Here is a 12,444-nt window from a genome sequence, read left to right as displayed (position 1 = left end):
CGGGCCCGCCCACCTATTCCAACTCAGGGAGCTTGTATGCGGCCGAACCTTCCCACCCTCGGTGCCCCTCCGAAGCGCAGTCCCATCGGACCGGTGGTCGCCGTGTCGCTCATCCTCGGCGGTGCCGCGGGGGGCGTCTGGTGGTGGAAGCAGCGGATGGTGCAGGCGACGGAAGAGGCCGCCGCCCAGGCGACGGCAGCCGTCCCGGACGCTGGCACCGTCGTCGCCGCGCCGACCCCGCCCCCCGTCCCGACCGACCCGGTGAAGGCCGCGGGCATGGAGCGCGTGTCCGTCAGCATCAACGGCCCCCTGGAGACGGCGCTCGTCAACGCCACGGACGCGGAGGTGGGCCCCGCGCTGGCGCAGGTGGTGACGCGCACGCTGGTGTGGTGGGTGTCTGTTCCCAGTGAAATCCTCCGGGGAGACACGCTGGAGGTGCTCTTCCAGCGCCGCGTCAACGAGGAGCCCCTGGTCCACGCGGTGCGCTTCAACAGCGCGAAGCTGGGCAAGACGATGAGCGCCTACCGCTACCAGCCCGAGGGCGAGTCCAACGCCCGCTACTACCTGGCCAGCGGGGACGAGCTGGAGCTTCGCCTGGAGCGCTCCCCCATCGACGATTACGAGCAGATTACATCCCTGCTGCGCGATGGCCGGCGGCACAAGGGCGTGGACTTCCGCACCCCGGTGGGGACCCCCATCAAGGCGCCCTTCAACGGCGTCGTGAAGCGCAAGAACTGGAACTTCGGCAGCAACGGCAACTGCATTGAGCTGGTGGAGTCGGGCGGAAAGGGGCGCCGCGCCCTCTTCCTCCACCTGGACGAGGTGGACAAGAGCATCAAGCCGGGCTCCCGCTTCTCGGTGGGCCAGGTGATTGCCAAGAGCGGCAACACCGGCCGGAGCTTCGCCCCGCACCTGCACTACCAGCTCATGACCCAGGACGACCGGGTGCTGGACCCCTTTGACCAGCACAAGACCTACCGCCGCTCACTGGCCGCCCAGCACCGGCCGGGCTTCGAGGCGGAGATGCGCCGCATGGACGGCCTGCTCAGTGCGTCCGTCGTGGCCGGTAAGTAAAAGCCACCCGATTCTTGACACTCCTTCGACGGCACGGCTAGCTGGAAGCCCCCCGGGCTTGCCGGAAGGCCCGGGAGATTCGCCGTCGGAGGTCGGATGCACAGGCTTCGCGCCGTACTTGCCGCGCTGACGCTGGGCGCGCCGTTCGCCGCCAGCGCGGCGGACATCACCCGAATCGCGTCGTCGCTCGAGGAGGACGACCCGTTCGATCTCTTCATCGACGTCGGCTTCGAGCGCACCCAGAACCGCGCGAAGATCGTCCGTGAGCAGCTCGCTCCCACCGGGAGCGGCGGCTCGGGCCGCGTGGATGCCGCGGAGCTCTGGTACAAGGGCGTGGACGCGCGGCTCAACCTGGAGCTGTCCGTCGGCCTCTACCGGGACCTGGAGTTCTCCTTCACCCTGCCGGTGGTCTTCTCCCAGAACGAGCGGTGGGGCTACACGTCCAACGCGTCCCCCGAGAACTCCACCATCACCAACAACTGCCTGAACGCCGACGGCTCCGTCATTCCGGGCTGTCTGGACGGCTCGGCCCCGCCATCCGCCCTGTTCGACGTCCCGCAGGAGAGCTTCCGCGGCGGCCTGGGCAATATGCGCTTCGGCCTGGCCTACGCCTTCTTCAACCAGGAGAAGGACGAGACGAAGCCCACGTGGATTGTCGGCCTGGAGTACGAGGCCCCCACCGCGAAGCTGCGTGACCCGGCCGCGGACACCACCGACTCGGACAACCGGGGCAACATCGGCGACCGAGTCCACAAGTACCAGGTCTACACGGCCTTCTCGCGGCGCATGGGCGCGGCGGAGCCCTACTTCAAGGCGCACTACACGATTCCCGTGCGTGGTCCTGGCGCCTACTCCAACTGTGCCCAGGCCGCAGCCGACCCGGACACCGGCAACCTGGGCGCCCCGCGCAACTGCTTCACGGGGCCCTGGGACCGCAAGGCGACGGGCATCGACCCGCCCCACCAGGCCGGCATGCTCTTCGGCGTGGAGCTGGTGCCCTTCAACCGACCCGCGAAGTCCCAGCGCTTCGCCCTGGACGTGCGCGGCATCGGCAACTACGTGGGCAGCGGCCGCTACTACAACGAGCTGAGCGCCGCCCTCCGCAAGCTGCTCACCTCGGAAGACTACTTCCAGGTCGGCGGCATGCTGGGCGTCACCGCGAACGCCTCGAAGGCCTTCCAGATTCGCGCGTCCGGTACGTTCCTCTACAACACCAACCACGCGATCACCGCCGAGGAGCCCGGCCAGGACGTGAATGGTGACGGCGCGGTGGACCTGCAGCCCGGCTCGCCCGAGCTCAACCCCAACTTCGACTGGCGTTATGACCTGGTGTCCCGCCGCTTCCGCGCGGTGGAGAGCACCACGTTCCGCTTCGACCTCAGCGCGACGTTCAGCTTCTAATCGGGCATCAGCACATGCGGTGATGGCGGGACCATTTCGCCCCGCCGTCACGCCGCGCCTGATGGGGTGATGCCGGTCTGCTCGCCCCTGGGCGCAACACGCTGCAGAGCCCATGAGCGCCACGTTGAGGCACCCCTGCCGGGGTCAGCGCTTCAGTGACAACCCCAGCCGGTAGACGTCCTGACCGGCCCAGCCCGCGCGGCGGGCCAGCTCGGTGCTCAGCGCCTTGAGCTTCTCGCCGCGCGTCAGGCCTTCCTCCAACGCCCGGCGCAGTTCCTCCTCCGACCAGCGCGTGTCGCCCGTGCGCCCCTCCACGAGCACCACCACCTCACCCCGGGCCTCTTCCGACTGGTAGCGCGCCGCGAGCTCGGACAGGGTGCCTCGGGCGAACTCCTCGTGCAGTTTCGTCAGCTCGCGCGCCACACAGGCTCGCCGGTCTCCCCAGACCTCCAGCAGGTCCGGCAGCGTCTCCGCCAGCCGGCGCGGGGATTCGTAGAGCACCAGGGTGGCGGAGAGCTGCGCCACCTCCTCCAGCATGGCCCTTCGCTCGGCGCCCTTGCGCGGAAGGAATCCCAGGAAATGGAAGCGGCCGGTGGGCAACCCGGAGGCGCTCAGCGCCGCCACCAGCGCGGTGGGTCCCGGCACGGGAACGACGGTCAGCCCGCGCTCCAGTGCCTCGGCCACCAGCTTCTCCCCCGGATCACTGATGGCGGGGCTGCCGGCGTCCGTCACGAGCGCGCAGTCCTCCCCTTCCGCGATCCGGTCGAGAATGCGCCCGGCGCGCTGCCCCTCCGCGAAGGCGGGCAGGCTCACCAGGTCCTTCCCGCCAATGCCGAAGTGGTCGAGCAGCACCCGCGAGTGCCGGGTGTCCTCGCACGCAATGAAGCGCACGGCGCGCAGCGTCTCCAACGCGCGCGACGTGACGTCCCCCAGGTTCCCGATGGGCGTCGCCACCAGATAGAGCGTTCCAGCCATGGCGTCGTCCTCTCACATCCCGGCGTCGAAGGCGCCAGGGATGTGCTCCACCGTGGCGTGCGCACCGCGCCCCACCACCGAAATCACGTCGAATCGCAGCATCCGCCCACGCAAGTCATGCGCGAACAGGTAGCGCAAGGCTGCCTTCACCACGCGGCGCTGCTTCGCGAAGGAGACGCTGTGGGAAGGGTCTCCCCAGGTGGCCGTGGAGCGCGTCCGCACCTCCACGAAGCACACCAGGTCCTCGCGCTCCGCCACCACGTCGAGCTCCCCGAAGCGACAGGTCCAGTTGCGGTGCCGGACCTTCCACCCCTGAGACTCCAGGAAGCGCACCGCCGCCTCCTCGCCCGCATTCCCATACGCCCGCCGCTCGTGAGGCGCCGCCCGTCCCATCCCACCTCCCCTGGCGTGCCTCCCCCCTGGAGGCCACCCGCCACGTCACGTCAGACGTTAACGGGGCCGTCCGACATCTGCGCGAAGCCGGGGTGCGAGGTGACGTGCAGCACCTGCGTCAGCGTGCCCAGATGCTTCAACATGCGGGCGATGAGGGGCAGCTTCACCTCCTCCACGCCGGTGAAGACGTCCTCCAGGAGGAAGGGGCGCTTCACCCGGGCGCTCGCCTTCTCCACCACCGTCATGCGCAGCGCCAGGTAGTAGAGGTCCAGGTCCTTCACCGGGAGCTCGCCCACGGGCACGCGGCGGCCCGCGGCCAGCGCGAAGGCACGGCCCTCGCGGTCCCACTCGATGCCCTGGTAGCGCCGGTCCGTGAGCGCGGTGAGGTACTGGACACAGCGCTCCTTCAGCAGCCCCTGCACGGACATCACATCCGTAGTGAAGACGTCCGCGGCCTGCGACAGCAACGCGGGAGACGGATCCTCCAGCGGCTCCGCGGGCGCGGCCGAACCATCCGGTGCCGCCGCGGCGGGAGGCGGCGGCGCCTTGGCCAGGGCGATGGACTCCTTCACGCGGCCAATCTCGCGCTCCACCTCGCGGACGTCGCGCACGTAGGTGCCCTTCTGCGACAGCTCCGCGTTGAGAGCCTCCGCCTCCGCCTTGAGCGCCTGAAGCTGGGTGGACGCCGCGATGTAGTCCGGATCCGACTCCAGGGTGTGCAGCTGATCCCGGAGCTCCGCGACACGCGCGGCGAGCAGCTCCTTGCGCTCCAGCGCGGGAGCGATGGCGTCCATCTCCTCGACTTCGAGCGCCTTCTGGGCCATGCGCAGCGGCGCGGCCTCGGCCTCGTACTCCTCCAGGATCTTCTTCTCCCGGATGTCGAAGCGGCTCTCCTTGCTGCCGTGCCGGCTCGCCTTCTGGAGGTCGTCCACGTAGCGCAGCGCCAGGAAGGCGGCCACACCGAAGGCCGGGATGTCCAGCAGTGCCAGGTAGCGGAAGGTTCGATCGACGCCGAAGCCCAGCCCCACCGCCAGCGCCAGGAACAACACGCCTGCGCCCAGACCAGCCCAGAAACCCGCGCTCTGCGTCAGCGGTGCCACCGACGCCGGTCGCGCATCCACCTCCGCCTCCCGGTCCGCCTGGAGCCGCGCCAGCGCCTCATCACGCCGGGCGATGACCTTCGGGTGGCGCTTCAAGCGATTGATGATGTCCTGGGGCAGCCCCAGCGACTCGGGCGTCGGCGCCGCGCGCCAGGCCGCCTCCGCCTCCGCGATGGCGACCTTGAGCCCCTCGGTGCCCTTCAGCTTCTGCTCGGCGTCGAAGATCTGCGACGCCACGCCGTCAGCCTTGAACTGGAGGCCGTCCACCTCGACCGAGGCCGCGAGCTCCTGCTCCAGCGCGCGCAGCTTCGCCTCCGCGGCCGGGATGTCCTCGGCGGGCAGCACCGCGGACGCCGAGGCCAGGGAGGGAAACCTGCCGGACGTCTTCGGGTCCACCTTCGCGGCGGCGGCCGCTGCCGGCTTCCGGGGGCGCCGTGAGGGAAGCTGGTTCGGCTGCAGGCAGTACACCTGCTCGAAGGTGGTGCGCGGCGGCAGCCCCACCTGGCCCCGGAGGAACTGGTTGATCTCCGAGGCGTCCGAGGACACCAGCTCCGGCTGCTGCGTCGTCGGGTTCATCCGGTGCAGCGTCCCGGAGCCGCCCAGCTCGCGCAGCACGCGGTACGTCACCCCATCCACGCCCACCAGCGTCAGGGCGGCCTTGCCGGACTTGGCGCCCGGCGCGACGAAGCTGGCGTCACCGCCGCGTCCGTCGGCGAAGAGCAGCGCGAGGGCCAGGCCCGCCAGGGGACTCATCTCCGCCGTGGGCGGCTTGAGGACGAGGTACCCGGCCTTGAGGGCAAAGCGCCCGGCGGGCGAGAAACCGCGGACGTTCTGGACGGCGACTTCGGCGAATTGCATGGCTCGCGCATGTTAGCGCGAATGAAAAAAGGAGCGTCCGGGATTGGACGCTCCTTTTCACTGCGGAGGCGCTGGAAGCGCTCAGGACGCCGAAGCGGCCTTCTTGGACTTCTCGGTCGGCTCCTCGATGGTGTCGACGCGCGCCGCCTTGCCCTTCAGGTCGCGGAGGTAGAAGAGGCGCTTGCGGTTCACGTTGCCGCGCGACAGGACCTCGATCTTCTCGTACCGGGGGCTGTGCAGGGGGAACACGCGCTCCACGCCGACGCCGAAGGAGAGCTTGCGCACCGTGAAGGTGGCGCGGTGGTTGCCCTTCGTCTTCCGGATGACGATGCCCTCGAACGCCTGCACGCGCTCCTTCTCGCCCTCCTTGACCTTCCAATGGACGCGCACGGAGTCACCGGTGTTGAACGCGGTGACATCCTGGCGCAGGAACTTGGCCTCGATGTGCTGAATGGCGGCGTTGCGCATGACAAACTCCGGAAAAACTTGAACTGACGCGATGGTCGCGTGAAAGAGCGGGCCGTACTAACAGAGAGAGCGGTGTCGGACAAGCCCTGATGATCCAACCCGCTAGCAACGCTCAGGGTTACAGCTCTTCCTCCCGCCGGGCCAGAAGTTTCTGGTCGGCCTTCGACAGCTCCAGGCGAGCGTAGAGGTCCGGGCGGCGCTCCCGGGTGAGCACCAACGACTTCCAGCGGCGCCACCGGGCAATCCGAGCATGGTCGCCGGACTGGAGGACGGCCGGCACCTCGACGCCCCGGAAGACAGGCGGGCGGGTGTACTGGGGGTGCTCGAGCAGCCCCTCCTCGAAGCTCTCGGTGACGGACGAGTCCACGTTCCCCAGCACGCCGGGCACCAGCCGCGCCACCGCGTCCACCACCGTCATCGCGGCCAGCTCGCCGCCGGTGAGGACGAAGTCGCCCAGGGACAGCTCGCCATCGAGGTGCGCCATCACCCGCTCGTCCACGCCCTCGTAGCGGCCGCACACCAGGATGAGCCCCGCTTCGTGGCGCACCAGCTCGCGCGCGGTGGCCTGGGTGAAGACGGGCCCGCGGGGACTCATGAGCAGCGTCCGGGCACCCGGCAGCCGGGCCTTCGCCGCCTCGATGGCCGCCACCAGCGGCTCGGGCTTCATCACCATGCCGGCGCCGCCGCCATAGGGCGCGTCGTCGGTGACGCGGTGCTTGCCCTCGGCATACTCACGGATGTCGGTGATGGTGGCCGCCAGGAGGCCCTTCTCCTGCGCCTTCCCGAGGATGCTCGCCCCCAGGTAGCCGGACACCATCCCCGGGAACAGCGTCAGAATCTCCACCGGATACGGTGGGCTCATTCCGCGTCCTCCGGGCCTCCACCCGCTTCGGCGCCCTTGCGGCCCGGCTCCACGTACTCGGGCGGCTGGATGACGATGCGCCCGGCGGCGAGGTCCACGGTGGGCACGAAGTCGTCCGCGAACGGCACGATGAGCTCCTCGCGGCCCGGCGCGCGGATGACCAGGTTGGGCACCTCGCTGGTGGCCCAGATCTCCTCCACGCGGCCCAGCGGGCTCCCAGCGACATCCACCGCCTCGAGCCCCACCAGGTCGCCCTGGAAGAACTCGCCCTCTTCGGGTGGCTCCAGGTCCTCGCGGAAGACGAACACCTTGGCGCCCACGAGCGCCTCGGCGTCGTCGCGCGTCTCCACGCCCTCGAGGACCACGATGTCCTCCTTCGGCGTGGGCCGCAGCCCTTCCAGCCGCAGCTCCCGCTCCACGCCCGTGCGCGTCCGGACGAAGATGCGCTCGACGGTGTCGAGCGTCTCCGACGCCGGATCCAACGCCCGGATGGCCACCTCGCCGCGCAGCCCGTGAGCACGCGCGACATACCCCAGCTCGAGGTAGGGACTGGCCTTCACTGCGCGGAGTCCGGAGCCGCCGCCGGTGCGCCTGCCGCGTTGCGCCGGTCGTCGAGAATCTCCAGGCGCACCTTCTGCCCGGATTTCTGGGCGGCGGCATTGAGCAACGTCCGGAGGGCATTCACGGTGCGCCCGTCACGGCCGATGACCTTGCCGACGTCCTCGGCGGAGACCTTCAGCTCGAAGAGCCGGGCCCCTTCCGCCTCGGAAATGCGCAGGCTGACCTGGTCTGGTTGGTCGACCAGGGCCCGCGCCAGATAGGTAATGAGCTGCTCCACGTCCACTCAGGCGTGGTTCAGACCGCGGGAGCGGGCTTGGCCTTGCCGGCGACCTTGATGAGGTCCGCGACCGTCTCGGACGGGGTCGCGCCCGTCTTCAGCCAGTAGTTGAGGCGCTCCTCGTTGAACTCCACCTTCGGCGGCTCCAGGTTCGGGTCGTACGCACCCACGGCCTCGATGAACTTGCCATCCCGGGGGTTACGGGAGTCGGTGGCGACCACGTGGTAGTACGGCTTCTTCTTGGCGCCCGCGCGGGCAAGACGGAGGACAACGGCCATTGAATGCTCTCCAACGAACAGGAAACGTCTTAGGAAAGGGGTGGCGCTCTTAACGCCGCTCCCGCTGGATTGTCAAGGAAGCTCGGGACCTTATGTCGGACTCTCGGCCCCGGCTTGTTGCTCACCGCGATTGGCGAGCTGCCCGCAGGCGCCGGCGATGTCCCGGCCCCGGTTCCTGCGGATGTAGGCGGCGACATGGCCGTCCGCGAGGATGGCGCGGAACTGCTCCGCCCGCTCCTCGCCGGTGGTGTGGAACCCCAGGCCGGGATTCTCGTTGTAGGGGATGAGGTTCACCTTCACCGGGATGCCCTTGAGCAGCTGGATGAGCCGGTGCGCGTCCTCGTCCGCGTCGTTGAAGCCCTTGATGAGGACGTACTCGAAGGTGATGCGGCGGCCCTGACGCAGCGGGAACTTCCGGCAGGCGTCGAGCAGGGCCGCGATGTTCCACTTGCGGTTGACGGGCATCGTCTTGCTGCGCTGCTCGTCGGTGCTGGCGTTGAGCGAGATGGCCAGCTTGACGTCCGTCTCCTTGCCGAAGCGCTCGATCATCGGCACCAGGCCCACGGTGGAGACGGTGATGTGGCGGTGGCTGAAGTTGGGCCCGTCCTCGGACTGGAGGATGGAGAGCGCCGTCTTCAGGTTCTCGAAGTTGTGGAGCGGCTCGCCCATCCCCATGAAGACCAGGTTGGAGAGCGGGCGGAGCGTCTCGTGCCCCTCGTTCTTGCGGACCTCGCGGTTCACCGCGTGGACCTGGGCGACAATCTCCCCGGGGGTGAGGTTGCGCTTGAGTCCCATGGTGCCCGTCATGCAGAACCCGCAGGCCATGGCGCAGCCCACCTGCGTGGACACACACAGCGTCCGCCGGTCCTCGGTGGGCATGTAGACGGACTCGATGTAGCGCCCGTCCCGCGTCTTCCACCGGTACTTGATGGTGCCGTCGGTGCTGCGCAGCTCGCAGTCCTTCACCAGCGGGACGATCTCCGCCCGCGTCTTGAGCTTCTCGCGCAGGACCTTGGAGAGGTCCGTCATCTCGTCGAACGAGGTGACGCCGCGCTGGTGCAGCCAGCGGTAGATCTGCGGCGCACGGAAGGCGCGCTCACCCAGTTCCTCGGTGACGAAGCGCGACAGCGCCTCCAGCGACAGGCTGGCAACGTCCACCAGCTTGGCGGGCGCGGGAGCCGGCAGCGGCTCGGTGACTGGCAGGGCGGTGGCGGAGGTCTCTGACATCGTCGTTGCGCTTAACGGTGGGCCTGGGGGCGTCCCTTCCCACACCTGGGCACGGCAAGTCAAAGGAGCCCATGCTCCCCTGCCCGCCCCGTGGACACTACCCGAGCCTTCTCCTGAAAAGAACAGCGGCCCGGGCCCGCGCCTTCTGGAGCGCGAACACCGGGCCGGAAGCGGCGGCCCCGCAGGGGGCCGGCCGGCTACTTCTGGTACGGGTAGGAGTGGATCTCCGTCTCCCGGAAGAAGTACGCGATCTCGATCTTCGCGTTCTCCAGGCTGTCGGAGCCGTGCACCGTGTTCTTGTCGATGCTGGTCGCGAAGTCCTTGCGGATGGTGCCCTCGGCGGCCTGGGCGGGGTTGGTGGCGCCCATGATGTCCCGGTTGGCCAGGACGGCGTTCTCACCCTCCAGCACCATCAGGACGACCGGGCCGGAGATCATGAACTGCACCAGGTCCTTGAAGAAGGGCCGGGCCTTGTGGACCGCGTAGAAGCCCTCGGCCTGCGCCTGGGACAGCTGCTGCAGGCGGATGGCCACCGGCTTCAGCCCCTTCTCCTCGAAGCGGCTGATGATCTTCCCGATGACGCCCTTCTCCAGGCCGTCCGGCTTGATGATGGACAGCGTACGCTCAATAGCCATGTGACTGGCTCCTTCTCGTGTTTCCGTTGGGGTTTAGCGCTTCTTCGGAGCGCCCCGCTTGAGGGCCTCCTGAAGGGTGGTGCCTAGCTCGGCGGGGCTGGCGGCCATCAGGATGCCCGCGGCCTCCATGGCCTTGATCTTCTCGGTGGCCGTGCCCTTGCCGCCGGAGATGATGGCGCCGGCGTGGCCCATGCGCTTGCCCGGGGGCGCGGACTGGCCCGCGATGAAGCCGGCGATGGGCTTGGTGAACTCGCTCGCCACGTACGCCGCGCCCTTCTCCTCGGCGTCACCGCCGATTTCGCCAATCATGATGACGGCGTCGGTGTCCGGGTCCGCGTTGAAGAGCTTGAGCACGTCCACGAAGTCCGTGCCGTTGACCGGGTCACCGCCGATGCCCACGGCGGTGGACTGGCCCAGGCCCAGCTGGGTGAGCTGGTGCACGGCCTCGTAGGTCAGCGTGCCGGAGCGGGACACCACGCCGATGCGGCCCGGCTTGTGGATGTGGCCCGGCATGATGCCGATCTTGCACTGCGCGCCGGGGGTGATGACGCCCGGGCAGTTGGGGCCGACGAGCCGGACGCCCGGCTTGTCCTGCAGGTAGCGCTTGGCGCGCACCATGTCGAGGACGGGGATGCCCTCGGTGATGGCGATGATGAGGGACACGCCCGCGTCGGCGGCCTCCATGATGGAGTCGGCGGCGAAGGGAGGCGGCACGAAGACGACGGACGTGTTCGCGCCCGTCTCCTTCACCGCCTCGGCCACCGAGTTGAACACGGGGACCTTGCCCTCGAACGTGGTGCCGCCCTTGCCCGGAGTCACACCGGCGACGAGCTTCGTGCCGTACTCGAGCATCTGCTTCGCGTGGAACGAACCCGCCGAGCCGGTGATGCCCTGGCAGAGGACCTTCGTGTTTTCGTTGACGAGAATGGCCATGGCGTTCTTTCCGGAAAAGAGTGCGCGGGACTACTTCACCGCGGCGACGGCCTTCTCCGCCGCCTGACGCAGGTTGTCCGCCGGGGTGATGGCGAGGCCGGAGTTGCTCAGCAGCTCCTTGCCCTTCTCCACGTTGGTGCCTTCCAGCCGGACCACGAGCGGCACCTTGAGCTGGACCTCCTTCGCCGCGGCGATGATGCCCTCGGCGATGACGTCGCACTTCATGATGCCGCCGAAGATGTTGACCAGCACCGCCTTCACGGCCGGGTCCGCCAGGATGAGCTTGAAGGCCGCGGTGACCTTCTCCTTGTTCGCGCCGCCGCCCACGTCCAGGAAGTTGGCCGGGTTGCCACCCACCAGCTTGATGGTGTCCATGGTGGCCATGGCGAGACCGGCGCCGTTCACCATGCAGCCGATGTTGCCGTCCAGCGCGATGTAGGCCAGGTCCCACTCCTTGGCCTGGATCTCACGCGGCTCCTCCTCGGCCAGGTCGCGGTACTCCAGCAGGTCCTTGTGCCGGTAGAGCGCGTTCTCGTCGAAGTTCACCTTCGCGTCGAGCGCCACCACGCCGCCATCCTTCAGGATGACCAGCGGGTTGATCTCCACCAGCGAGGCGTCCGTCTCGATGAACATCCGGTACAGCGACGTGCAGAAGTGCACGAACTTGTTCACCGTCGGGCCCGTCAGGCCCAGCCCGAAGGCCAGCTTGCGGCCCTGGAAGTCCTGGAAGCCCACGGCCGGATCCACCGACTCCTTGAGGATCTTCTCCGGGTGCTTCTCCGCCACCTCTTCAATCTCCACGCCGCCCTCGCGGGAGGCCATGAAGGTGATGCGGCTGGTGGCGCGGTCCAGCGTCACGCCCAGGTACAGCTCCTGGCCGATGGCGAGACCCTCTTCGATGTAGACCTTGTGGACCGTCTGGCCTTCCGGCCCGGTCTGGATGGTCTTGAGCTTCATGCCAAGCATCTGCTTGGCCAGCTCCTTGGCTTCCGCGGGGCTCTTGGCCAGCTTCACGCCGCCGCCCTTGCCGCGACCGCCCGCGTGGATCTGGGCCTTCACGACGACCACGGAGGTGCCGAGCTCCTTCGCCGCGGCCTCCGCTTCGTTGGGAGAAAGAGCGAGGATGCCCTTCGGCGTGGGCACGCCGTACTTCCGGAAGATTTCCTTGCCCTGGTACTCGTGGATCTTCATCGAGGCTCCGGTGGAGACGAGGGAGACAGCCTGAACAGAGGCGTCAGCGCGGGGCCCTCATTGCGCAGAAAGCGACGGAGTGCAAGACCGTTTGACCCCGAGAGACCCGCACCGTCCGACGGGGTGCACAACAAATAATCAGGAATGTCCGCGAAGATGAGCCTGCCTTCACGGCGGAACTCTTCACGGACATTCAAACGGCCGCGGCCCC

General features: G+C 68.6%; 14 protein-coding genes. 2 read left to right on the top strand and 12 right to left on the bottom strand.

Features of this window, described 5'->3' with window-relative positions; all coding sequences use genetic code 11:
• The first annotated feature begins 36 nt into the window (after positions 1 to 36).
• Complete coding sequence (locus VZL07_RS33430) at positions 37 to 1,074, top strand: M23 family metallopeptidase (protein WP_426752002.1); 1,038 nt, start codon at positions 37 to 39, stop codon at positions 1,072 to 1,074.
• 96 nt (positions 1,075 to 1,170) lie between these two features.
• Positions 1,171 to 2,475, top strand: a complete 1,305-nt coding sequence (locus tag VZL07_RS33425) for a hypothetical protein (protein ID WP_426752001.1) — start codon at positions 1,171 to 1,173, stop codon at positions 2,473 to 2,475.
• Between the two features lie 144 nt (positions 2,476 to 2,619).
• Here VZL07_RS33425 and rsmI read toward each other — a convergent pair whose 3' ends face one another.
• From rsmI to sucC, 12 genes are all read right to left on the bottom strand, one after another.
• Complete coding sequence (rsmI, locus tag VZL07_RS33420) at positions 2,620 to 3,450, bottom strand: 16S rRNA (cytidine(1402)-2'-O)-methyltransferase (RefSeq protein WP_426752000.1); 831 nt, start codon at positions 3,448 to 3,450, stop codon at positions 2,620 to 2,622.
• Between the two features lie 12 nt (positions 3,451 to 3,462).
• Positions 3,463 to 3,843 (bottom strand): YraN family protein, encoded by a 381-nt coding sequence (locus VZL07_RS33415; protein ID WP_426751999.1) that lies wholly within the window; start codon positions 3,841 to 3,843, stop codon positions 3,463 to 3,465.
• Positions 3,844 to 3,893: 50 nt separating this feature from the next.
• The gene (locus tag VZL07_RS33410; RefSeq protein ID WP_426751998.1) at positions 3,894 to 5,801 is read right to left on the bottom strand and encodes a chromosome segregation protein SMC; all 1,908 of its coding nucleotides are present in this window, start codon (positions 5,799 to 5,801) and stop codon (positions 3,894 to 3,896) included.
• An 81-nt stretch (positions 5,802 to 5,882) separates the two neighbouring features.
• Positions 5,883 to 6,269, bottom strand: a complete 387-nt coding sequence (gene rplS / locus VZL07_RS33405) for a 50S ribosomal protein L19 (protein ID WP_426751997.1) — start codon at positions 6,267 to 6,269, stop codon at positions 5,883 to 5,885.
• Positions 6,270 to 6,387: 118 nt separating this feature from the next.
• Positions 6,388 to 7,131: a tRNA (guanosine(37)-N1)-methyltransferase TrmD gene (trmD, locus tag VZL07_RS33400; RefSeq protein WP_426751996.1), complete on the bottom strand. Its 744-nt coding sequence runs from the start codon at positions 7,129 to 7,131 to the stop codon at positions 6,388 to 6,390.
• Positions 7,128 to 7,691, bottom strand: a complete 564-nt coding sequence (gene rimM, locus VZL07_RS33395; protein ID WP_426751995.1) for a ribosome maturation factor RimM — start codon at positions 7,689 to 7,691, stop codon at positions 7,128 to 7,130. Before rimM ends, trmD begins: the two co-directional genes overlap by 4 nt.
• Positions 7,688 to 7,975 (bottom strand): KH domain-containing protein, encoded by a 288-nt coding sequence (locus VZL07_RS33390; protein ID WP_426751994.1) that lies wholly within the window; start codon positions 7,973 to 7,975, stop codon positions 7,688 to 7,690. Before VZL07_RS33390 ends, rimM begins: the two co-directional genes overlap by 4 nt.
• Positions 7,976 to 7,986: 11 nt before the next feature.
• Positions 7,987 to 8,247, bottom strand: a complete 261-nt coding sequence (gene rpsP / locus VZL07_RS33385) for a 30S ribosomal protein S16 (protein WP_002640623.1) — start codon at positions 8,245 to 8,247, stop codon at positions 7,987 to 7,989.
• A gap of 90 nt (positions 8,248 to 8,337) precedes the next feature.
• Complete coding sequence (gene rlmN / locus VZL07_RS33380) at positions 8,338 to 9,474, bottom strand: 23S rRNA (adenine(2503)-C(2))-methyltransferase RlmN (protein WP_426751993.1); 1,137 nt, start codon at positions 9,472 to 9,474, stop codon at positions 8,338 to 8,340.
• Between the two features lie 197 nt (positions 9,475 to 9,671).
• Complete coding sequence (gene ndk, locus VZL07_RS33375) at positions 9,672 to 10,109, bottom strand: nucleoside-diphosphate kinase (protein WP_426751992.1); 438 nt, start codon at positions 10,107 to 10,109, stop codon at positions 9,672 to 9,674.
• A gap of 33 nt (positions 10,110 to 10,142) precedes the next feature.
• Positions 10,143 to 11,042 (bottom strand): succinate--CoA ligase subunit alpha, encoded by a 900-nt coding sequence (gene sucD, locus VZL07_RS33370; protein ID WP_426751991.1) that lies wholly within the window; start codon positions 11,040 to 11,042, stop codon positions 10,143 to 10,145.
• A 30-nt stretch (positions 11,043 to 11,072) separates the two neighbouring features.
• Positions 11,073 to 12,233 (bottom strand): ADP-forming succinate--CoA ligase subunit beta, encoded by a 1,161-nt coding sequence (sucC, locus tag VZL07_RS33365; protein ID WP_426751990.1) that lies wholly within the window; start codon positions 12,231 to 12,233, stop codon positions 11,073 to 11,075.
• Positions 12,234 to 12,444: the final 211 nt, after the last annotated feature.

Source organism: Pseudomyxococcus flavus (assembly GCF_050038885.1).
Lineage (GTDB): Bacteria > Myxococcota > Myxococcia > Myxococcales > Myxococcaceae > Myxococcus > Myxococcus flavus.
Note: the sequence above shows the minus strand (reverse complement) of the source record. Positions and strands in the feature narration are given on the sequence as shown.